This window comes from Thermococcus atlanticus, assembly GCF_054657855.1.
In genome coordinates this window covers 2,107,866-2,130,851 of sequence record NZ_BAAHXX010000001.1, presented here as the reverse complement: position 1 = coordinate 2,130,851, position 22,986 = coordinate 2,107,866, and the positions used below count along the sequence as shown (strand labels likewise).

General features: G+C 51.5%; 18 protein-coding genes. 6 read left to right on the top strand and 12 right to left on the bottom strand.

What is annotated here, in order from left to right:
• Positions 1–3: 3 nt before the first annotated feature.
• The 7 genes from psmB to herA all read right to left on the bottom strand — a co-directional run bounded on the left by psmB (position 4) and on the right by herA (position 9,619).
• The gene (gene psmB, locus ACYQ27_RS11600; RefSeq protein WP_456396400.1) at positions 4–597 is read right to left on the bottom strand and encodes an archaeal proteasome endopeptidase complex subunit beta; all 594 of its coding nucleotides are present in this window, start codon (positions 595–597) and stop codon (positions 4–6) included.
• A gap of 45 nt (positions 598–642) precedes the next feature.
• Positions 643–1,386 carry an ABC transporter ATP-binding protein gene (locus tag ACYQ27_RS11595; RefSeq protein ID WP_460041670.1) on the bottom strand — a complete coding sequence of 248 codons (744 nt, stop codon included), beginning with the start codon at positions 1,384–1,386 and terminating at the stop codon, positions 643–645.
• Positions 1,387–1,453: 67 nt separating this feature from the next.
• Positions 1,454–2,455, bottom strand: coding sequence for a FecCD family ABC transporter permease (locus ACYQ27_RS11590; RefSeq protein ID WP_456396316.1), 1,002 nt, complete (start codon positions 2,453–2,455; stop codon positions 1,454–1,456).
• Between the two features lie 149 nt (positions 2,456–2,604).
• A complete protein-coding gene (locus ACYQ27_RS11585) occupies positions 2,605–3,897 on the bottom strand; it encodes a DNA double-strand break repair nuclease NurA (protein ID WP_456452260.1) in 1,293 nt (430 codons plus the stop codon).
• Positions 3,898–3,908: 11 nt separating this feature from the next.
• Positions 3,909–6,560 (bottom strand): DNA double-strand break repair ATPase Rad50, encoded by a 2,652-nt coding sequence (rad50, locus tag ACYQ27_RS11580; RefSeq protein WP_460041669.1) that lies wholly within the window; start codon positions 6,558–6,560, stop codon positions 3,909–3,911.
• Between the two features lie 4 nt (positions 6,561–6,564).
• Positions 6,565–7,893, bottom strand: coding sequence for a DNA double-strand break repair protein Mre11 (gene mre11, locus ACYQ27_RS11575; protein ID WP_460041668.1), 1,329 nt, complete (start codon positions 7,891–7,893; stop codon positions 6,565–6,567).
• Positions 7,883–9,619 (bottom strand): DNA double-strand break repair helicase HerA, encoded by a 1,737-nt coding sequence (gene herA / locus ACYQ27_RS11570; RefSeq protein ID WP_460041667.1) that lies wholly within the window; start codon positions 9,617–9,619, stop codon positions 7,883–7,885. Before herA ends, mre11 begins: the two co-directional genes overlap by 11 nt.
• A gap of 281 nt (positions 9,620–9,900) precedes the next feature.
• Here herA and rimI point away from each other — a divergent pair, with 281 nt between their 5' ends.
• The 4 genes from rimI to ACYQ27_RS11550 all read left to right on the top strand — a co-directional run bounded on the left by rimI (position 9,901) and on the right by ACYQ27_RS11550 (position 12,682).
• Positions 9,901–10,410, top strand: coding sequence for a ribosomal protein S18-alanine N-acetyltransferase (gene rimI, locus ACYQ27_RS11565; RefSeq protein WP_456396306.1), 510 nt, complete (start codon positions 9,901–9,903; stop codon positions 10,408–10,410).
• On the top strand, positions 10,407–10,922 hold the full coding sequence (gene endA, locus ACYQ27_RS11560) for a tRNA-intron lyase (protein ID WP_460041666.1): 516 nt from the start codon (positions 10,407–10,409) through the stop codon (positions 10,920–10,922). Before rimI ends, endA begins: the two co-directional genes overlap by 4 nt.
• 247 nt (positions 10,923–11,169) lie before the next feature.
• Positions 11,170–11,703 (top strand): hypothetical protein, encoded by a 534-nt coding sequence (locus ACYQ27_RS11555; RefSeq protein WP_460041665.1) that lies wholly within the window; start codon positions 11,170–11,172, stop codon positions 11,701–11,703.
• Between the two features lie 13 nt (positions 11,704–11,716).
• Entirely contained in the window at positions 11,717–12,682 is a 966-nt protein-coding gene (locus ACYQ27_RS11550) for a hypothetical protein (RefSeq protein WP_460041664.1), read from the top strand.
• Between the two features lie 4 nt (positions 12,683–12,686).
• Here the strand turns inward: ACYQ27_RS11550 and ACYQ27_RS11545 are convergent, their stop codons facing one another.
• The 3 genes from ACYQ27_RS11545 to ACYQ27_RS11535 form a co-directional block, all read right to left on the bottom strand.
• Positions 12,687–13,484: a DUF835 domain-containing protein gene (locus ACYQ27_RS11545; protein WP_460041663.1), complete on the bottom strand. Its 798-nt coding sequence runs from the start codon at positions 13,482–13,484 to the stop codon at positions 12,687–12,689.
• A 131-nt stretch (positions 13,485–13,615) separates the two neighbouring features.
• Entirely contained in the window at positions 13,616–14,803 is a 1,188-nt protein-coding gene (locus tag ACYQ27_RS11540) for a glycine C-acetyltransferase (RefSeq protein ID WP_456454079.1), read from the bottom strand.
• A 96-nt stretch (positions 14,804–14,899) separates the two neighbouring features.
• Positions 14,900–15,391: a metal-dependent hydrolase gene (locus ACYQ27_RS11535; RefSeq protein ID WP_456396024.1), complete on the bottom strand. Its 492-nt coding sequence runs from the start codon at positions 15,389–15,391 to the stop codon at positions 14,900–14,902.
• Between the two features lie 57 nt (positions 15,392–15,448).
• Between ACYQ27_RS11535 and ACYQ27_RS11530 the strand changes: the two genes are divergently transcribed.
• A complete protein-coding gene (locus ACYQ27_RS11530; protein WP_460041662.1) occupies positions 15,449–19,561 on the top strand; it encodes an LAGLIDADG family homing endonuclease in 4,113 nt (1,370 codons plus the stop codon).
• Positions 19,562–19,566: 5 nt separating this feature from the next.
• Entirely contained in the window at positions 19,567–21,006 is a 1,440-nt protein-coding gene (locus tag ACYQ27_RS11525) for a replication factor C large subunit (protein WP_460041661.1), read from the top strand.
• Between the two features lie 98 nt (positions 21,007–21,104).
• Here ACYQ27_RS11525 and taw22 read toward each other — a convergent pair whose 3' ends face one another.
• Both taw22 and ACYQ27_RS11515 read right to left on the bottom strand, forming a co-directional pair.
• Entirely contained in the window at positions 21,105–22,115 is a 1,011-nt protein-coding gene (gene taw22, locus ACYQ27_RS11520; protein ID WP_460041660.1) for a tRNA (guanine(37)-N1)/4-demethylwyosine(37)-methyltransferase Taw22, read from the bottom strand.
• Positions 22,072–22,953 carry a DUF835 domain-containing protein gene (locus ACYQ27_RS11515; protein WP_460041659.1) on the bottom strand — a complete coding sequence of 294 codons (882 nt, stop codon included), beginning with the start codon at positions 22,951–22,953 and terminating at the stop codon, positions 22,072–22,074. Before ACYQ27_RS11515 ends, taw22 begins: the two co-directional genes overlap by 44 nt.
• Positions 22,954–22,986 lie beyond the last annotated feature (33 nt).

Here is a 22,986-nt window from a genome sequence, read left to right as displayed (position 1 = left end):
AACTCAAAACTCAACGAACTCCTCCTTCATGCCCTCTTTTGTTATGGTCATTACCTGAATCTTTCTGTCTCCTGTGTAGACGTCCCTCTTCCCTGCCGTTCTGACGGCGCGGACGGCGAGCTCCCTAGCTTCCTCTATGTCCATGTCATCCCTGTAACCGTCCTCAAGGATGGCTATTGCAAAAGGTGAGCCGGAGCCTGTGGCAGTGTATTTATCGAAAACGAGGCCGCCCAGAGGGTCGAGGTTGGCCAAAGTCGGCTCGTCAACATAACCCCCTATTATTATCTGAACCAGATAGGGGAACCATTTGTTCTCATTAAGGATGTTGCTGAGCAGGTTTGCCATGGCCTTCGTTGTTAGAGACTTCCCCCAGCTGAACTGGTAATAGCGCGCCTCGGCCTCAAGGAGCCTCGCCAGCATCTGCACATCCCCAACGCTTCCTGCTGTCGTTATCGCTATCCTGTCCGTTATAGGGAGGATTTTCTTTATGTTGAGCGTCTCAACCATGTGATCAAGTGAAGCCTGAGTATCGGCGGCCAAAACGACCCCATCTTTAACCTTTATTCCCACGGTTGTTGTTCCGGTCTTCTTCTCCATATTCATATCTCTCACCCCTGAAGCTATTTTTTTCTCTCCCATGTTTTAAACCTTTGCCAGATTCCTTAGTCCGAGCGATGCTATTAACGTTAGCTCCCCACTGACATTCAGAATCTTCGCTTTGACACCGTAGACCTCCTCCAGAACCGCAGGATTCAGGTCTTCGGGTGTTCCCTCCCACACCTTTTCCCCTCTGTGGAGCAGAACCATCCTGTCCGCATACCGGAGGGCGAGATTCAGGTCATGGAGAACCGCTATAACAATCTTGCTCTCCCTCAGCTCCTTCAGGAGCTCCATTATCCTGAGAACATGGTTGATGTCGAGGTGGCTCGTGGGTTCATCGAGCAGGATAACATCGCTCCCCTGGGCCAGGGCCCTCGCTATTAAGGCCAGCTGATATTCGCCGCCGCTCAGGTTTGTTACCGGCTCTTTCCTTCTCTCCCACAAACCGACACGCTTCAGGGCATTTTCCACGTTGCCCCTCGTTTTATATGTCCCCATCTCGACGAACTCCTCTATTGTGAAGGCGAATTCTGGCAGGGAGCTCTGAGGCACGTAGGTTATCATCTTCGCTCTCTCGCCGGGCTTCATCCTCAGGATGTCCTTTCCGTCGAGCTTAACATATCCGGAGGGCTTCAGAATCCCTGCCATGCACTTGAGCAGCGTCGATTTTCCTGCCCCGTTCGGCCCTATAACCGCCAGCAGCTCTCCTCTCTCCGCTTCAATCTCCACACCCCTGAGAACCTCCTGCCTGCCGTACGAGAAGGAAATCTTCGATTCAAGCCTCATAGTGCGGGCTCCCTCCTGCCGTGCTTTACGGGAAGGGGAGGAAAGCTGTGAGCTCTCAACATCAACGTCATGAGGAAAGCTCCCCCCTCTTGTGCTTCATGAGGAGATAGAGGAAGAACGGGGCCCCTATGAGGGCGGTTATTATTCCAACGGGTATGTCCTGCGGCCTGTTTATTGTTCTCGCTATGAGATCAGCTGAAACGGTTAGAAAGCCTCCGAAGAGCGCAGCTGCCGGCAGGAGCCTCCTGTGATTTGGCCCGACAAGCATCCTCACGATGTGCGGGCTCACGAGCCCTATAAACCCTATTATCCCCGATGCCGATACCGCTATGGCGGTCATCAGGGCTATAACGAAAATGATGAGCTTTCTGTAGAGGTCGACATCGAGCCCGAGGGCTATGCTCTCCTCGCCGAGAAGGAGGAGATTCAGCTCCCTCCACCTCCACAGGAGGAATGAAAACCCGAGAATGGATGATATGAAAACCTTTCCCACTTTCGCCCATGTTGCACCGTTGAAGCTCCCCATAAGCCAGAGCCATGTGGCGTGGGTGTTTTCGGGGTTTATGTATATCAGGTAGGAAGTTGCGGCAGTCGCCAAAAATCCAAAGGCTATTCCCGCGAGGAGAAGCGTATCAACCGGAATATGCCCGTCGACTTTTGAGACGTTGTAGACCAGAAATACGGCGAAAATGGAAAAGAGGAGGGCCGAGCTTTCCACGTACTGCGGGAAGTAGAGGGCCGCGAGGGCCACCCCAACGGCGGCACCCCCGCTTATTCCGAGGATGTAGGGGTCTGCGAGGGGGTTTTTGAAGAGGGCCTGAGAGGCGACTCCTGCGGAGGCCAGGCTGAGACCGACGAGATATGCCAGAAGGACTCTGGGGAGTCTTATATCCCATATTATCGTGAAGTAAACATTTGATGGCTTTTTCACGATTCCCAGGGAGGATTTAATGCCGAGGGCTATGCTCTCCGTTATCCTGCCGAATGAAAGGCTAACCGAGCCGATGTAGACTCCAAGGAGGATGCTGAGGACCGAAAGCACCACTATAACCGGCAGTACCCGTTTCATGGTTTTGGATTATTTGTCCATCGTTTAAAGTTTTCCCTCACTCCGGACGTGTCTAAAAGTTAAAGCTGGGGTGTTTCGTTTGATGCGTTACCTTGCACTCTCAGGGAAAATCACCTGAAGGGCTAACTACATAACCTGACATGCCACCCTCACTCCAGGGGAGACCTCCCGTACTTCAGGAACACCCTCAGATCAGGGTTCTTCCTCTTCAGGTGGTTCAAAAGCGCCTCAAGCTCGGCTTTGAACAGCTTCTGCTCTATCTTCACGCCCTCATGCGCCTTCTGGAGAGGCCTTATGTAGCCGTTGCTTTCGTGCCACAGCAGCCTCGCCAGCAGCTCATCGTCAATCTTTCTGTTTGACTGGAGGAGATATATCACGCCGCCCTTCATGGTTCTTATGTATGCCATCGGGACGCCCTCGGCTATGTATCTATCAACGAGCCTGAAGTGCTTCCTGAGCGCCCTGGGTATTCTGTGGCTTATGGCTCTGCCGCCCTGAGTTATGATGTAGTAACCCGGCTTCTCCTCCCCGAAGGTTTTCCTCAGGTATGCGTCGAGGAAAGGAACATCGACTGCTTTTATGCCCAGCCTCTCGGTTATCTTCCTGTTGTAGAAGCTCTTGGCTATGTATATCAGGTCTTTCTGCAGGAGTCTTTCGAGGGAGTAGAGGTATTCTATGTAACCGAGGACGACATGAATCGAGTTCCTCGCATCCTCGACGGAGAGCTTCTTCTCCTCCCCGTACTCTTCGATCCTTTCGGCTATCTCCATGAGTGTCCCGGCTTTTATGGCCTCTCTGAGCATTTTGAATACTCCATCGTAGTTGGTTACGGGCTTTCCCTCCATGGCCCTGTAGTACTCGGCATAATCATCGAGGGCTTCGTCTGCCAGAAGTACCCTCTCCCTCAGCTCCCTTTTCTCTTCAAGCTGCAGGGACAGCTCCTCATAGTGTCTGTCCAGCCTTTCAACAAAGTCATCGACGAGCTCCTCAAGCTTCTCATCACCGAGGGTCTCGCTTATGGTGGTTATCCCCCTGACGCTTTCGGGGTAGACCGGGGGTCTCGTAAGGGAGCCCGTGAGTGTTCCGTCCATCAGAATCATGTGCTCGTCGCCGGCCAGCGCCCCTATCTTGTTTTCAAGGGTCTCCATCTGAAGCCTTATAATCTGGTCTGAGATGCCCTGATTGTAGAGCATGGCGTTTGTGTGTATCATCCTTACACTCGGCCCGTTCCCGAAGGCGAAGGATGAGACGGTGTAGATTATCGTCCCGCTGAGCCTCTGCTTGCCCTGACTTCCGTCGACTGCATACACCCTGCTCGGCTTTCTCTCCGGAAGCTCCCGCCACTCTATTCTGCCCTTGAGGGCCCTCTCAGCCTCTTCAAGTTCCGCCTCCAGCAGTTCTCCGATTCTATCGGCCTGTGCCCTTGAGATCAACCTGTACATGTTTCCTCCCCCTAAGAGACCTCAACCTCTTCAATCTTTGAAACGCCGTTTTCGAGTCTTACGCGTATGGCTCTGTCCGCAGCATCCTTGAGCTCCTCATCGTGTGAAACTATGATGACCTGGGGTATTCTCCTGAGGTAGCGCTCCATTATGTCGACGAGCCTCCTCCTCCTTTCCTCATCGAGGTACGGCGTTGGTTCGTCCATTATAAGCAGGGGTATCTCCCCGGCGAGATACAGGGACAAGGCGAGCCTGAACGCCAGCCCGAGGGCTATCCTCTCGCCCCCGCTGAGGAAGGATAAATCCCTCTCCTCCCCGTTGTAGATGACGCCGAGGACAACCTTGTTCTCCAGGGCCTTTACGGTTATTCCGGAATATTTCTCCTCGCTGAGCTCCTCAAAAATCTCGCTCGCATATTCCCCGACTCTGGCGAGGGAATCCTCCTTGAGGATGTTTTTGTACTGCCTGACCTTCTCCCTGAGCTCCTGAACCCTTTCCCTTGCTTTTCTGAGGTTCTCAAGCTCTCCCTTTTTGAGCTCTATGTTATCCTTTTCTGCCCTGAGCTCCTCAATGCGCCTCATGAGCTGTTCCTTTTTCTCCATCAGGTGCTTCTGCTCCTCCTCCATCCTCGCAAGCTCCTCCCTCTTTTCGATGTGCTCCTTCCTCAGCGATTCGTGCCTCTCCCTGCTGTATCTCTCCCTGGTCTGCTCAAGCTTCCCCCTTATTTCCCTGAGCTCCCGTGAGATATGTTTTTCCCGCTCCTTCAGGCTCCTGAGTCTCCTCTCCTCATCCCTCATTTTCCTCCTCTCTTCAGGCAGCCTCTCCACAGCGGGCTGGAGCTTGAGGTACTGTTCGTAAATCGGCTTGAGTTCCTCAACCCTTGCCCTGAGCTCATCCATGCTCCCGAATCCCAGCTCCCCGAGCTTTTCCTCATAGCTCCTGAGTTCATCATTCAGCCCTTCGATTTTCCTTTTCAGGTATTCCCTCTTCTTCTCGAATGCGGCCTTCCTCTCAACCTCCTCCCTGAGCTTTCCGAGCTCGCCTAAAAGCCTTCCCCTCTCCTGAGAGAGCTCCTCGTACCTCCGGGCTTTTTTCTCAAGTTCCTCAATGTCCAGCCCCTTCAGCTTTTCTCTGAGCTCCTTTTTCTGCTTCAGCAGCTCCTTCTCCTTCACCAGCTCTCTTTCCCTCTTCAGGGTTTTTTCGACTTCAAAAAGCTCCTGTCTAAGCTTCTTCTCTTTCTCATCGAGGTTTTTGAGCTCTTCCTCGTATTTCTTCAGCTCGACGCTGTACTCCCCGAGCAGCTTCTTCTTGTGGTTCTCCGTGAGCTTTGCACCGCACACGGGACACTTTCCTCTCGCCTTTTTGAGCTCAAGGGTTGCCCTGCTTTTTTCCCTGATGGCGTTCCTGAGCTCCCCCCGTCTCTCGTTTATCTCGTCTATCTCCCTGAGTATCCTCTCCCTCCACTCCTTTGCCCTTTCAATTTTCTTCTCCAGCTTCTCAATCTCCTCCTCACTCAGCCGGCTCCTTTCTTCCAGTGATTTCAGGCTGTTCTGAATTCTCATGGCTTCGTTGTACTCTTCAGCAGCTGTTTTCAGCTCTTCAAGCTCCCCTTCAATCCTCCTGATTTTCCCATCCAGCTTAACTATTTCCTTCTCTTTCTTCTCCAGTTCCTTTATGCGCTCTTCAATTCCCTGTATCTGCCCCTCATATCCCCGGATAACCTTTTCGGATTCCTCCTTCTTTTTCCTGAACTCTTCGTAGAATTCCGATAGCGTGATGTATTCCCTCGCCTGTGGTTCTATTCCCCTGAGTTCCTTCTCCCTGCGCTCAAGCTCCTCAAGTCTCTTCCTCCTCTCCTCCAGCGAGGATATCAGCCCCTCAATCTTCGCCTTAATTTCCTTCAGCGTGCCTTCCTTCTCCTTTTCCAGGGAGGTGAGTCCGTTTATTTCCCCGGCGAGGGAATCTAGCTCCTTCAGCTCCTCCTCAATTCCCCTCACCTCTTTTTTCAGCAGGGGAATTTTCGGCGAGATGTCGTTGAGGGCCTTGAGCGTCGCTCTCAGCTCCTCCTCAGCCTCCTTTATCATGCTGTCTATGTTCTTCATGGACTCCAAGTATGCTTCGATTCCCCTTATCCGGCTCTCAATGGTCTTCCGGACTTCAAGGAGGTTTTTGTATGCATTCTCGTATCTGTCCAACCCCAGAACCTTCCTCACTATCTTCTCCCTGCTCTCATCGCTCTCAAGGATGGCGTCTATCTCTCCCTGCCTGATGTAGATGGCATTGACGAATACATCGTAGGGTATCAACCTCTCCATCCAGTCCCTTACCCTTTTCTGGTTGACCTCAAGCGTGCTCCATTTTCCGTTTTCGAGGTATTTTACATGCGCCAGACCCCGGGTTATGTTGCGGTGTATCTGGTACTTCACACCATCCTTCTCGAAGAAAATGGTGAGCTCGCTGCTCTTCCCGCCGACACGCAGGAAGCTGTCTTTTTTAAGGTCTTTGGGTCTTGTGGGCCAGTACAGGCCTACGAGAATTGCGTCGAGGAGGGAACTCTTGCCGCTTCCGTTCTGACCTATTATGAGGTTTATCCCCTCTGTAAAGCTCACCCTCGTGTATTCATGGGAGCGAAAATCCCTGATGAGAATCTTCTCAATCTTCATAATCTCACCTCTTGGAGAGCCAGAGCGTTAGGTCTGCTTTCTTTGGCTTTTCTCTTTTCTTTTCCTTCTCTATCTCTGTTTTTTCTCTGCCTGTTTTTTCTCTGGTCTCATGACTCTTCTCTGACTTTTCCCCTGCTTTACCGCCTGTCTCTGTCCTGCTCTCCCCCGCCGCCTTTTCCCCCTGGAGAATCAGCCTGATGACCTCATCGAAATCCTCAAAATCCTTCTCCCCGACGAGGCCTATTATTCTCCTCTCAAGAGGTGTGAAGAAGTCTTCAGCTCTTGTCCCCTTCCCCTTTTCGAGCTTCCTTCTACCGAATCTGGTTCTTATGTGAAGGTATCTGACGTTGAATATCTCATGGAGAAATGCCACATCAAAGGGCCTCTCCCATTCGAGACTGATTCTGAGAAATGCCTCCTGCGGTATCTCCCGGGAGAGTCTCCTGAGCTCCTTCCTAACCGTCGCCTCATCACCCTTTATCCTTATGTCATAGAATGGTCTGACATCGAGTTTGATGAACCTCGGCTTGAAGTCCTCGACGATCAGGAATCCCTTATCCTCACCCGCCGTGTGTCTGAACCTGAGCCCGTCCCACCTGTATCTCATCTCATAGTCCCCGAAATCCCATCTCTGGAGCGAGCCGGGGTAGGCCACTATGCCCTGACCCCTGTTTGTTGTCCAGCGTTTGTGTATGTGGCCCATGGCGTAGTACAGAAATCCCTCCGGAAGGTCGTTGAGGCTGATTTCGAAATAGTCCCTCTGGCTCTCAAGGTGAAGCTTTTCCATCATCTCCCTTATGCCCTGATGGAGCATCAGAATGGCATCTCCCTGCGGCCTGAAGTAATTGCCCAGCCTGTTTCTCTCGAACCACGCGGCGCTCATGTATTTGGTTCCATATATCTCGATGGATTTTCCGCCTTTTTCAAAAATGCCCTTAACGAGCAATCTGTTGCCGACCTTTTCCGTCGTCTGATACCTGTTTTCCTTCCTCTCCTCGCTGAATCCGATGAGATGTATCAGGCCGAGGGACTCAAGGAGGTGGTAGGCTGAAATCCTCCTCTGTGTTCTGTCGTGGTTCCCCTCAATGGCAAAAACCGGTATTTTTTCTTTTCTCGGGAGCTCAAGGATGTCAATTGCCTCCTTGATCGTCTGAGGGGAGGGGTTGCTCCTGTGGAACAGGTCTCCCGCTATGAGGATGAAGTCCACCCCCTCCTCAATTGCCCTCCTTATGGCCTCCTCAAAGGCCTGCCTGAACTCCTCCGCCCTGTAGGGAAGGCGGTACTGCTCATAGCCCAGATGGGCATCGGCAAGATGGGCAAATTTAATAGTCAAAGTCTATCCCCTCTTCCTCGTATTCCTCCCTTATCCTTCTCTCCCTCTCTTCATCCTCCGCCCTCTTTCTCCACCTGCTCACAACCCCGATGTCCTCGCCGCCGTAGTCCCCGCCTCTGGCCTTAAAGTTGTGTATCTTTACGAGTGCGGGCAGGCTTATGGCCTGGCCAACTATAACGGCCTCTCCCTTTCCGAGGGAGGTTATATCCCTCAGCAAATCCTCGCTCAGCTGCTCGCTGGCCTTGAGCACGTAGTCCTGATCCTTCGGATTGACGATTCTGAGGATTATCTTCGTGTTGGTCTGGCTCAGAATATCCTCATTGAGCTTGTTCGGTCTCTGGGATACGACACCGAGTCCCACGCCGAATTTCCTTCCTTCCCTTGCTATCCTGCCCAGAATTCTTACAGCGTCGTTTTTCTCCCCCTGCGGGGCGAATATGTGGGCCTCCTCAACGATCAGGAGGATTGGCTCTGCCAGAGCCCTGCTCTTGGTCTCTATCTCCTTCATGATCCTTTCAAGCTCCTCCACTTCACCCTCAACTGCGGATGTCTTCACAGCCCTTCCGGCTCTCAGCTCGTCCCTTATCCTCTCCAGCTTTTTACGGGCCTTTTCATAGTCGACTCTGGCCTCAAAGACCTTCTGAATCAGCTTTCCAACAACCACCTTCATCTGGCCCTCGTCGAGGGGCCCGAGGTCAATGACGTTGACCTTTCCGGGCTCTATCTGGGCCACTATGTCCTCGCTGGTTAGAACATGGCCGTAGTTCCGGAGAAAGCGGGATATGCGCATTGTGAGGCGTGTTATCGTGCCGACTGTGTTTGAGTCTATCTTCTCCAGCTCCCTGTATCCCTGCAGGTATTCGTCCCAGTAGCTCCCCTCCCTGTCCCTCGCCCATTTTTCAAGCTTCAGCCTGAGCTCCTCAATCAGTTCCCTGCCGCCAAGCTGGGGGTTTTCGTGCTTCACGGTCTCCCATGCCTTGAGGAGGAAGTTTCTCTGTATCGCCGCATTCCTCTGAACCTCCATGAGGTCTGCCAGCTCCTCTCCATCCATCTCCTCAGGCTTGATTTTGGATTCTATGATTTTCACATACTCCCTCCCGGTCTCAGGCAGACTCAGCTTTACGTAATCCCCGTGGGGATCGAGGACAACCACCGTGCCCCTCAGCTTTTCAATGATTTCCCCGAGCATTACCGCGACTGCATTCGATTTGCCCGCTCCTGTAACGGCCAAAACGGCGAAGTGCCTTGAGACCAGCTCATTCACGTCGAGGTATATGGGGACAGTTTCCCTCAGCAGGAGGGTCCCGATTTCAATGTAGCCCGGCCCTCCGTTATATATGGCCTTCAAAAGTTCATCATTTACCCTGTAAACAGCTCTTCCGTTTGGTATCGGAACCCTGTTGGGGGCAACCTCGACCCTGCTTCCGTTGCTCACTATCCTTCCCAGAACCCTGACCGTGGCTATCAGAGCTTCATTCGCCTCTATGCTCTCACCGTATTCGTTCAGGTCAAGCTCCAGAGAATAGTAGGTGCTCTTCCCCTCGCTGAGAAGCCAGTTTATGTTCTCCAGCCTCCTTATGTTCCCGATAACCCACTCCCCTTCGCGGTTTCTGGCGGCGACGAACTCACCAAATTTCAGCTTTGAATCGGGATGAGCCGAGAACTGATAGCTTGAAACGCTGGCTTCTCCCCTGACTATACCGACCTGTTCATCCGTGACCCGCATAATCTCACCTTCCATAACTCTGTCCGGGGGAGGATTTAAGTTTTACTATCAAATATAAGAAGGAAAATCACCGGGCTGTGGCCGTTTTTCAGGACAGCGGCGGGGGTCTGCGGGGGTGCCTAAAACTATAAAACTATTGATGTTTGCATGATGGAAGGGTAAAGCCTTCCGGGGCATCTCGGACAGGCAAAAAACTTCAAGCACTCACGAAACAACCCCCAACTTTTAGACACGCCCGGAGTCTGCTTAAACCTTAAAAACTTTCATGAGAAGTAGCTAATATGAGCGTATCTTCCAAGGAACTCGCTGCCCATAAGAGGATTCCTCTGGGCATGGTCATCATAAGACCTGCCAAGCTCTTTGACCTCCCTGAGATAAGCAGGATAGAGGTCAAATCCTTCAGGGAGAAATATCCGCGCGGCATTTTCATGGTCTTCCTTGAGAACAACCCTGACACGTTTCTCGTCGCTGAATACAACGGCAGGGTTGTGGGATACGTGATGGCCTATCTGAGGCCCGACCTTGAGGGTCACATAATGAGCATAGCCGTCGACCCCGAATACAGGGGAAACGGCATAGGAAAGGCTCTGATGCTGGAGGTTATGGAGAGGCTCGTTAAGAAGGGGGCCCAGTATATAGGGCTTGAGGTCAGGGTGAGCAACGAGAGGGCTATAAAGCTCTATGAGGGGCTTGGCTTCAGAAAGGTGAAGAGGATAATAGGCTACTACGCCGACGGGGAGGATGCATACTATATGATGGTACCGGCCAGAGAATGGGGAGGGATCTCATGAAGGAGCCGCTGATATTTTACCTGAGCGGGGACAGGGTTTTCAGCGAAAGGGAGAAGGCCATAAACCGCTTCTACAACAAGCGCTACTTCGGTGAGATAGTGAACGGGAAGCTCTTCCTTTCGCTGATAGAAGCTGCCTATCTGATGGAAAAGGGGAAGATAAGGGTTTTCGACGGTGAAGAAGAGCTGTCCTTCCATGATCTGGTGGAGCTCGGCAGGAGAAGGGATGATCAGTTTGATATAAAGCTCCTCGTTTACACCGATTTGAGGGACAGGGGCTACACCGTCAAGTCCGCCCTGAAGTTCGGCTCGCACTTCCGCGTTTACCGCAGAGGGATGGACGAGCACTCCCAGTGGCTTGTCTGGGTCGTCCCGGAGAACCTCCGCTTTTCCCCCAATGATATAACGGCCCGCGTTAGAGTGGCGCACGGCGTGAGGAAGAACATGGTGATGGCGGTAGTTGATGAGGACAACGATGTTGTTTATTATAAAATAGAATGGGTGAAGTTCTGAGTAATATCATCTTCACTTTTGTTTATGTTCTCTTGAGTGAAATTTAATGAATGTTGTTCTGATAATTGCATCGTCATGCAATTCCGTTACTTGGATTTCTTTTGGTCCCTTCACTTCATAAAACCTAACTCTGAATAAATTTATACTCGAAAAAAAAAGGAAGAATTTTTATTTAAAGTAAAAGGAAAAGTTTATAAACATTAATTTACTATCATATATTGCAAAACTACCCCGGAGGTGAAACCCTGTGAAGTGGAAGGGACTGTTTGCAGTACTTTTGGGACTGCTGATTGTTGGGGTAACTGCCGGAAGTGTTGCAGCAGCACCAATTCACAACCAGCCAAAACCTCAATATGTAATTTATGGTAAAGAATGGAAAATAGATGGGGTTTATTATTACACTACTGAATACACCCCCGAACAACTTGAAACTATTGAAGAATGTGATGCCAGTACTGGATGCTCATTATCAATAACAATAACAAAATGTATCTCTGTAACTGTATCGGGGGATCTTGAAGTTAGTGCAGTAGCTCTTAAAGAAAAATTAGGGGTTTCAGTTGGAGAGCAGATCTGTAAGTCTATAACCTGTACAGGGTCGTGCAAGTATGGAGAAGAAATATGGTTCTGGACCCAAAAGGTAATACCTATCAAGAAAATAGTTCAGAGAGAATACTTAATAACAAATCATGGGGAAATAGCAACATCTAACGTTGCATATGCTTACATTAAAATGAATGTAATACCAAAATGTAGACCGGAGAGTCATCCTCAAGGCTGATGGAGGGTATCAAATGAAGAAGATTTTTTCTATCTTTTTAGTAGTGTTGTTTTTAATGGGAATAATCTTTGTGTGGATGAATTTCCCAGAAAATCCAGAAAAGCTATTCCACTCCTCCAAAAGCCATCTCACAAGCACTTCTATCAGTAACACAGAAAGCCATCCCCCATACACCTCTTCCATCAGTAGCACTACAGGCACTTCTACTAGCAACGCCGGCTTAGAGCAGCCCCCACTTCTTTGTCCACGCTCGATTTGGGGATACGGCTACGTTTATCCAAATGAGACCTTAACCCTGCTTGTATATTCATCTATTGATTACATCAAAAACACCACATTTGTCGACCTTTACCTCGGCAACATTAGTATCTCATACACCACCTCCGATGTTCTCTCAATGGCCAACTCCTCTGGAATAGCAGGTTATGTCCCCCTACCATTGTACCTCAAGTTCCAAACCCCTGAGAGGCAGTTTAGCATCCTTGGTAATGATGCCCTTTCTCTACAGATTTGGAACAAGAGAAAAATCTTGAATGAGACAGGAATAAATATCTGGCTCCATTTCCAAGTTGCCGCCTTAAAGCCCACTGAAGTTCATCTGAAGTTTAAGAGCTATTCCTCTCTTTACATCTCGTACAGAAAGGGAGAAGACACTTTCGAATACACAACACGGCTTACGAACTTATATAATACCTCAATTCTTCTTGAAAATGTTTCCTTTCCCCTCGCCTTAATACAGAAATATCCAAAACCACCGGATATTGAGGTGGTGAACTTTAATCTGATGAACATGACCTCAAACAGAACCCTCGAACAGCTCCCTCCGAACTCAACAGCTCTGCTGAAGGTGCTTGTGAAAGTTCCATCCAACGTTGATGGCCTCTATTTCAAGCCAAAGCTCATGTTTAAAATAGGCAACGAAAGCCTTGCCGTTCCGGGCCCACCGATGGAGTATGTTAGGGCTGAGGATTGTGCATGAAGTTTTAGTCCAGCCTCTCAAACTCCCTGTGCATCAGATGGAGCATCCGCTCCTCAAAGCTCTCATCCTTCACCGGCACGATAACCACGGTGTTGTGGATTATGGCGTGGTCTTTCAGGGCTGTCAGGAACTTGAAAATCGGAACAAAACCATTCTCCAGAATCAGGTATTCAACACCGTCCAGAAGGATCATCTTGGGGCTGTCGGTGCTCCTCATGAAGTCCACTATGGTCTGAAGGAGGAACTCAAGGCGGGTGGGGAAGACCGTATTCTCCTCCCGGGCTTTGCTGATCCGGAGAACGGGGGTTTTCTCGATCCTGAGAGCTTTCCTTATCTCTTCAGGATGCTGGCGGGAAATTATTAATCCAGCCCTTCCCCTGAGGAGCCGGGGGATCATGGAGTAGCACTCTGGGACGCGGCACAGATAGAGGCCGGGCTTCAGGTGCTCGTATTCCTCCCTGAACTCCACAACGGGTATGAGCCTGTATCCCGTCCCGAGGACTTTCAGGAGGTTGAACCATCCCAGCAAAAGTAGGAGAACCGTAAGAAGAAAGAGGAGGTTCCCCGCATAGCTCACGGCTGGCACCCATCTCTCTGGGAGGAGAAAGATACCGTGATCCCTGAAGTCCAGGAAAAGAAAGACCAGCTTGGCCAGGACAGCCATCAGAAATCCCAGAAAGCTGAGGTCGTAGAATCTCTTAAGCTCCGGATAACGGGAGATGAACATCCTCCTGCGGCGAATCATAATGGCGACCATTGTTATGAGCACTGCCTCGACCATCAGCGCCAGTACTGGTGTCACGCTGCATCCCCCATATGATGCTATGTCACTGTGGGTTTATTTTTTTTTGCTGAAGAACTGAACATGCCTCTGGGACAGGGGGCAGAATACTTAAAAGAAACCGAAGCCGCGTGAGAAAAGAGAAAGGGAAGTCACTTCAAAAAGCCCGTCTTCTTTCCGAGGTCTTCAAAGGCATCGATGACATACTGCAAATCCTCTTTGCTGTGGGCGGCGGAAGGCTCAAGCCTCAGCCTCGCGGTTCCGAGCGGAACGGTCGGATAAACAATAGCCTGTGCAAAGATGTTGTACTCGTCGTATAAGCGCTTGCTGAACTCCTGCGCGAGCTTCTCGTCGTAGAGCATGACCGGCGTAATCGGGTGCTTGGTGTTGCCGAGGTCGTAGCCTAACTCGCGGAGTTCATTCTGGAGGAAGTGGGTGTTGTCCCAGAGCTTTCTGACCAGTTCATCGCTGTGCTGGAGTATCTCGACCGCTGCAATGGCGGCGGCAACGTCAGGCGGGTTCGGGGCACTTGAGAAGAGGAACGGCCTTCCCCTCTGCCTGAGATAGTCGATGGCCTCCTCCGGGCCTGCTACATAACCGCCGATGACACCGAAGGCCTTGCTCAGCGTTCCCATCTCGAAGTCGATTCTCTCGTGGAGCTTGTAGTGGTCGACTATACCCCTTCCGCTGTCTCCCAGAACACCTTCACCGTGGGCGTCATCAACGTAGACCATGGCATCGTACTGCTCCGCCAGCTCGGCTATCTCCGGGAGCGGGGCCAAATCCCCGTCCATTGAGAAGACACCGTCTGTAACGATGAGCTTCTTCTTTCTGTCCTTAACCTCCTCAAGCTTCCTCTTGAGGTCCTCCATGTCGAGGTGCTTGTAGATGACCTTGGGCGCGCCGCTGAGGCGCATACCGTCAATAATGCTCGCGTGGTTTAGCTCTTCGCTCACAAAGACAGCGTCCTCGTTCTTCTTTATGAGGGCGCTGATTGCACCGAGGTTTGCGTTGTAGCCGCTCTGGAAGAGTATGGCAGCTTCCCTCTTCTTGAACTTTGCCAGCTTCTCCTCAAGCTCCACGTGGAGCTCCATGGTCCCGGCGATTGTTCTAACGGCACCGGCACCAACGCCGTAGTCGAGAATGGCCCTTATCGCGGCCTCTTTAATCTTTGGGTGGGCGGCCAGGCCCAGATAGTTGTTTGAACACATGTTGAGAACCTTTTTGCCACCGACGACAACCCATGGGCCCTGGGCGCTCTCAAGCTTTCTGATGGTGACGTAAAGGCCCTTCTCCTTAAGCTCCCTCAACTCTTCGGTAATCCAGTCCAGCTTTGCCATAAGAACCACCATGATAAGAATGCTCATGCAGGTATAAAAGTTTTGCACTCCTCGCTTGCATTTTTATTCTGAAAGCCTTGGCCGGGCTGCAGTCCCTCAGGTCGAGAGCCGGAGCAGCAGAGCGGCGAGTGCAACAATAAGCATCGCAACGCTCTCATTTGAAAGGGCAGTGTGGCTCCCCCTTGATCTCTCGGGATAGCCGAGAATGAGTCTATACCTTATTTTCAGCCGGGGCAGGCTCTCAAAAACCACAAGCCCCATGATTTTAATGCCAAGACCCCTCTTTTTTATAGGATACAGGAATGGAATCACGCCGGAGAAGAAATCCAGGAAGATGTGGAAAGCCGCCCCCGCTGTGAAAAGCCAGAGGTACATGCTGTGTGTCCAGAGCGACAGCAGTGAAAGCGGAGTTAGGAAAATCAGGGAATGGAAGTAGCTCCTGTGCTCGTCAAAGAAGACATCGAAATCAGGGAATATCGCCCCAAAAGTGAAGACTGCGAGGAGAAATAGACTGAGCTCCCGGGTTATTGCCAGAAATGCAAGCATTGGAATCGAAATATGCTTCAGGACATCCATTTTCTCTCCCAAAGTTTTTAATATCTCAAGCCATAATAAACCTTTAGCTCACGATGATAGGTGATAACTATGGGCGAAGAGGTTAAAGAGGTTAAAATTCTCGAAAAACCATGGGTTGAGAAGTACAGGCCGGAGAGGCTCGATGATATAGTGGGTCAGGATCACATCGTAAAGCGGCTCAAGCACTATGCCAGAACCGGCTCGATGCCCCATCTTTTATTCGCCGGGCCACCCGGTACGGGAAAGACGACCAGCGCTCTGGCCCTCGCGAGGGAGCTTTTCGGTGAAAACTGGCGCCACAACTTTCTGGAACTGAACGCCTCAGTCTCCAAGGACACACCCGTACTCGTGAGGATTGGGGGCAAAGTCGTTAGAAAGACCTTCGCTGAACTCGACAAGATTTACTTCGATGAGAACGACGGTGACGTTGCCTACAAAGACGCCCCTGACTTGGAAGTCTTGACGGTTGACGAGAGCTACCGCGTCAGGTGGGCTAGGGTAAGCAAGATAATCCGCCACCGCGTTCCGGTTATACTCCGTCTTCACCTTGAGGGCGGAGGAAAGCTCGAACTGACCGGGAACCACTCGGTTATGGTGCTCACAGAGAACGGTCTCGAAACAGTCAAGGCGAGCGAGCTTAGGGAAGGCTCAATCCTTCTCAGCTTTACCGCGAACCTTGAGGGCATTCTCGACTTCATTGACCTGAGCGAGCACAGGATTAAGGAGAGCGCGAGAACGAGAACCTTTGGGGGGCTCCCGGTTAGCGAAGGGCTTTCGTACATGCTCGGCCTCTACGCCGCTGAAGGTGCGGTCGGCTTTAGGGGCAACACCTCCGGACAGGTGATTTACACCCTTGGAAGCCACGAGGGTGAACTGATAGACCGCGTTAGAACCTTTGCTGGAAATCTCGGCGTCAGCGTATACGAGAACTACACGGGCTCGGGCTTCGACCGCTCACGGAAGAGTGCGTACCAGATCAGGCTTCTGAACACCCAGCTGGCTAAGTTCTTTGATGGAAACTTCTACGATGGAAACGGCAGGAGGGCGGAGAATAAGAGGATTCCTGGTTTTGTCTTCGAGTTCCCGATTCAGGACAGAATAGCCTTCCTTAGGGGTCTCGCCGACGGCGACGGGACTGGCGAATGGGGAAGTGTCATCAGGGTTTCCTCCGTTTCGAGGGAACTGCTGATAGACACGGTGTGGCTTGCAAGGGTCTCTGGAATAGAGTCCAGTCTCTTCGAGAGGGAAGCGAGGCTTATCTGGAGGGGCGGAATGAAGTGGAGCAAGGCGGAGCTCCTTCCGGCTGAGCCAGTGGTTAAGATGCTACTGTCGATAGAGGACGCAATCGAGGGGAACTGGCGCTATGAACTTAGGCACCAGCTCTACGAGGGCAAGAAGCGCTTGAGGAAGGAGACCCTGAGAAGGGTCATAAGTATGGTTAACGAGAAGAAACTTGATGGAAAAGGCAGGAGAATCCTTGAAACGCTGAGGAAGCTCGCCAACACGGATCTCCACGCCCTTATGATACGGAAAGTTGAAGTCGTCGAGTACAACGACTTTGTCTATGATGTTAGCGTTCCGGGCAATGAGATGTTCTTTGCCGGCGAGATACCTGTGCTCCTCCACAACTCAGACGAGCGTGGCATAAACGTCATCCGCGAGAAAGTAAAGGAGTTTGCGCGCACAAAGCCCATCGGCAGTGCGGGCTTCAAGATAATCTTCCTCGATGAGGCCGATGCTTTAACGCAGGATGCCCAGCAGGCCCTGAGGAGAACGATGGAGATGTTCTCGAACAATGTTAGATTTATCCTGAGCTGTATCACAGGAAACATCAAGGTTTACACCCCTGACGAGAGGGAGGTTAAGGTCAAGGATTTCATGAGGCACTTTGAAGAGGGCCTCCTCCGGGAGGTTAGCAACAGGGCTGGAAGGGATACCGTTATAGCCGCGGTTGCATTCAACTCAAAGATAGTCGGGCATCCGGTTTTCAGGCTCACACTTGATAGCGGAAGAACCATAGAGGCCACCGGCGATCATATGTTCCTTACGCCGGAAGGCTGGGCTCAGATATATGACCTGAAGGAAGGCTCGGAAGTCCTCGTCAGATCAACGCTTGAGGGCACTCCCTACGAGCCTGATCCAAGGCCGATACTTGACCTCTATGACTTCTACTGCTTCCTTGAGAAGATCGAGCGGGAACACGGCCTCAAACCCCCTGAAGAGGCAAAGGCCTTCAGGGAGCTAATCACGCGGGGCAAAGAGCGGGTTTTGGCAAGAGCCCTTGAGCTCAAGGCCGAGATGGAGAACGGCCTGACGATGAGGGAAGCGGAAGTTCTGGCGCTGATTTCCAGCGAATGGACAACGAGGGAGGAGCTACAGAAAAAAGTTGGTCTTTCCCGCGTTAGGCTCAACCAGCTCCTCCGGAGCCTTGAAAGGAAGGGATACGTTGAGAGAAGGATTGAGGGAAGGAAACAGTTCATCAGGAAGGTGCGTGACGGGAGGCCAATAAGGAATGCAATGGACATCAGGAAGACCCTTGAGGATGAGTTTAGAATCAGGATAAGCTACTCCGCGGTTAAAAGACTTCTTGCCGGCGAGCTTAACGGAATGGCCTACAACATCCTTAAAGAAGTCAAAGAGAATTGGCTCGTCCGCTACGATGACGAAAAAGCTGGAATCCTCGCGAGGGTTCTTGGATTCCTGCTCGGCGACGGACATCTGGCCAAGAACGGCGTTAGGATATGGTTTAATTCAAACAGGGAAGAGCTCGAAATGCTCGCGGAGGATCTGAAGAGGCTCGGCCTGAAGCCTTCGGAGATCATCGAGCGTGAGGTTACCTCTGAAATTGACGGAAGAAGGGTTGAGGGCAGAACCCACATGCTCTACGTGGACAGCTCGGCGTTCCATGCTTTAATGCGCTTCTGGGGTGTTGAAGTCGGCAACAAGACGAAGAAAGGATACATGGTTCCAGGATGGATAAAGAAAGGCAACCTCTTCGTCAAGAGGGAGTTCCTGCGCGGTCTCTTTGGAGCGGACGGTACAAAGCCCGCAGGAAAGCGCCACAACTTCAACGGTATTAAACTTGAGATGCGCTCAACCAGGGAAAGCCTCGAAAGAACCACCGAGTTCTTCAACGATGTTGCCGAGCTACTCAGGGAGTTCGAAGTTGATTCCAAAATCATGGTTTCGCCTGTGGGAGACAGGTTCATCGTCCGCCTCGTTGTTATGCCGAACGATGCCAACTACCTAAACTTCCTCACGAGGGTCAGCTACGCCTACGCAAAAGATAACTACGCCAGGCTCGTCGGAGAGTACTTGAGGATCAAGCTTGCATACAAGGAGATAATCCTGCCCGCGATTGCTGAGAAAGCCGTTGAACTCGCCACAACCACGAATCCTACTCAAGCCGCCAGAGTCCTCGGCGTTAAGAGGGACTTTGTCGTGAACAGGCTCAAAGGCGTTCCCATCGGTATAACAAGGGATTTCATGACCTTTGAGGAGTTCCTACGGGATAGGGTCCTCGATGGCTACATTGTGGAGAGGGTCATCAGAAAGGAGGAACTCGGCTACCTCGACGTCTACGACGTGACCTGTGCAAGGGATCACAGCTTCATCTCCAATGGCCTGGTGAGCCACAACTGCAACTATTCGTCAAAAATCATCGAGCCAATCCAGTCAAGATGTGCCATATTCCGCTTCAGGCCGTTACGGGATGAGGACGTTGCCATGAGACTTCGCCACATCGCGGAGAGGGAGGGTCTCGAGCTCACTGAGGAAGGCCTTCATGCTCTTCTCTATGTTGCAGAGGGTGATATGAGGAGGGCAATAAATGTCCTGCAAGCGGCGGCAGCCCTCGACACGAAGATAACCGATGAGAATGTCTTTACTGTGGCGAGCAGGGCAAGGCCCGAGGACGTCAGGCAGATGATGCTCCTCGCCTTGGAGGGCAACTTCCTCAAGGCCAGAGATAAGCTCAGGGAGATTCTCCTGAAGCAGGGCCTCAGCGGTGAGGATGTCATAATCCAGATGCACAAGGAGGTCTTCAACCTTCCAATAGCAGAGCCCAGGAAGGTCGCCTTGGCCGATAAGATAGGGGAGTACAACTTCCGCCTCGTCGAGGGAGCGAACGAGATGATTCAGCTTGAGGCCTTACTCGCCCAGTTCACAATAATGGGTAAGTGATTTCCATGCTTCCGTGGGTTGAGAAATACCGTCCGAGGCACATGAAGGATATAATCAACCAGAAGAGCGCAGTCCAGAAGGTCAATGACTGGATCAGGGGGTGGCTTGGAGGGACTCCCAAGAAAAAAGCCCTGCTGCTTGCAGGGCCGCCGGGCTCCGGCAAAACCTCCACGGTCTATGCCCTCGCCAACGACTACGGCTTTGAGGTCATAGAGCTCAACGCTTCGGATGAGCGGACTCTGGAGAAGATAAAAAGATACATAGGGGCAGCTTACACCCTTGATGTTTTCGGGAGGAGGAGAAAGCTGATCTTCCTCGATGAGGCAGACAACATGGAATCGAGCGGTGCCAGGGAGATTGCAAAGCTGATTGAGAGGGCGCAGAACCCCATAATAATGGCGGCCAACTACTACTGGAAGGTTCCGAGGGAAATCCGGAACAAGGCTGTGATAGTGGAGTACAAGCGCCTTACCCGGCGCGACATCCAGACCGCCCTCTACAGAATCCTGAAGGTTGAGGGCATTTTTGTCCCGAAGGAGATCATAGCGGAGATTGCCAGGAGAGCCAGCGGGGATTTGAGGGCTGCCATAAACGACCTGCAGACCGTCGTGAGCGGCGGTGTTGAGGATGCAGCCGAGGTTCTGGCATACAGAGACGTTGAGAAGTCCGTCTTCCAGGTTCTCGGGACGATATTCGCCACTGACAATGTTAAAAAGGCCAGAATGGCGAGCTGGAATCTCGACATGATGCCAAACGAGCTTCTCCTGTGGATAGATGAGAACATCCCCTACGTTTATCCGAAGCCTGAGGACATAGCGGCGGCATATGAAGCCCTCAGCAGGGCGGATATATACCTCGCAAGGGCTCAGAGAACCGGGAACTACGGGCTGTGGAAGTATGCAACCGACATGATGAGCGCAGGTGTTGCTGTGGCGGGCGTCAAGAAGAAGGGCTTCCTCCGCTTCTACCCGCCAAAGACGATTAAACTGCTGACAGAGAGCAAGGAGGAGCGCTCACTGAGGGACTCCATTCTCAGAAAGATCATGAAGGAGATGCACATGGCGAAGCTTGAGGCCATCGAGACGATGAGGATATTCAGATCAATCTTCGAGGGCAATCCCGAGGTGGCTGCACATATAGCGGTTTTCCTTGATCTGGGTGATAAGGAGCTTGAATTCCTGGCAGGAGATAAGGAGAAGGCCGCAAAGATAAAGGGGAGGATGCTTGGCATCCACAGAAAGCTGAAAGAGCGCGGGGAGCTTGAGGAGCATGTGAGGGTTGCGGCTGGGAGGAAGCCTGCGGAAGCTGAACCCGGGGACGAGGAAGAGATTGAGAAGGCCGAGGAGGAAATGGAGGCCATTGAGGAAAAGAAAGAGGAAGGCCAGACAGACAAACCAAAGAAGAAGGGCAAGCAGGCGACGCTGTTCGACTTCCTGAAGAAGTGAGGGCCGGTCTGTATTGTTTGCGATATGGATTTTTGCAATTTTTATATTCCGTGCAATATAAAATTTGGCGAGTTTTATATCCTGTTATGAACTAAGAATTACCTTAACTCAACATCAGCACACACCTTGAAAACCCTCGGCTTGTACTCGCTCACCTTCTTTACCTTTACCCTGCACTCCTTTCCCTGTTTCCTGCATTCTTCAAGGATTCTGCTCTCAAAGCCCCCAATTTCATCCTCATGGACGAAGTCGTAGTAGTGGAGCCAGTTTTTCGCTTTCCCCAGTGCGATGGAGAGAGCATCCACTCCCTTTGGAGTCGGGCTTATGACCCTGTCGAAAGCCGGAAGCCCGGGCACGACCTCAAAAACATCTCCATGGATAAGCCTGATTCTGCCCCTCAGCTTTCCCCTGTTCAGCTCGATGTTTTCAAGACCGAGCTTTACGGCATCTTCGTTCAGCTCCACCGCAGTGATTTCGGCTTTTCTGTATCTGGCTATGACGAGAGCGTAGGGCAGCACGCCGGCAAACATGAGCAGAACCCTCTCGCCGTCGCGAACGAGCCGGGCCAAGCGGTAGCGCTCACCCTTCATCCTCGGGTTGAAGAATACCTTTGAAAGGTCGACCTTTATCTGAACGCCGTTCTCCCTGTGGACTGTTGTCAATCTTCTCTCGCCCCATATTATCGAGTAGTCCCTTATCCTGAAGGCTCCCCTGTGGAACCCCTTCACCGCCACAACCTTCAGGAAGGGATGCACCTTAAGGAGGGCCTCAATGATTTCCCCTCTCCTGTGTTTGAGCTCCGGGAGAATCCGGGTTACAGCTATATCCCCGATTATGTCGTACCTCCTGACGTATTTCATCTCCTCAGGGCTCAGCTTTTCCCTTAGAACGCTCTCAAGGTTCCTGTAAATCTGCCTCTCCGGCCTCATCGGAAGCTCCACATCGAGGACATCGAAGCCCAGTTCAAGGGCTTTATCGGGATCGAGGAGGGGCAGCAGGACGTGATCTCCTTCCCTTACCGGCCTCCTCTTTCCATCGTATATTCCGAGTCTTTTCAGGAGTCTCTTAGTCATCTCCGCTTTTTCCCTGGGAACCATCAGTGCCGGCATTTGATGGGCCCTCCCTCCTCATGATGCCGAAGAGCGCTATCTCCTCTATCTCCGAGAGCAGCCTGCCCTCATCAAGCCATTTGAACTCCCTCATAAGGGTCGACTCCTGGAGTTTATTCACGGTTTGCTCGGGCAGGTGGATGATGAGCAGGGAGGCCTTCATCATGAGGTGATCCTTCAGGTTCAGGAGAAACTTGGCGACACTCCTGAAGTCGTTGTACAGGAGGAGGTAATCAAAGCCACCTAGATAGACAACAATTCTCCCGCCCTTTTTTGCGGCAAACCTGAGAATTTCCTCCTGGAGCATGTGGAGCTTTGCGGGGTCGATGCTGTTAGGGGAGCCGGTTCTGCTCAGCCATATATACCTGTCGGGCTTTACACCAGAACTCCTCACAAACGCCTCCTCTGGCTCTCTCCCGATTACAACAAGCCCGTTGGAATTCTCCTTTAGGAGCATGAGGAGCTCTTTTAGGTCTTTTGCAGATTTTCTTGTTATGTCTCCTCCTGTTAGTGCCCATTTTTCACTCACTTCCTCTTGGCGGTAATTGCCGATATACGTGATGCGTCTTATATAATGAACACCTGCAGAAACAGCGAGGATGTAGGAAATGGTTATTGGGATTGCAGCCAGAAACCAGAGCTGAGATTTGCTCAGTGAGTCTACTATAACCCCTATGCCACCTGCGGAGAAAAGGATAAGGGATAGCAATATTCTCCTTCCTAACTGTTTCACAGGTGAATCCAAGACCTTGTAGCGGGAATACATCAGGCTTATTAATGAAACCCCTATAAAAAGAACAACCACACCACTTGCGACACCAAGTTGGTCAATATACATCGGCTTCCCCTCTCTTCGATATTTCATAAGGGT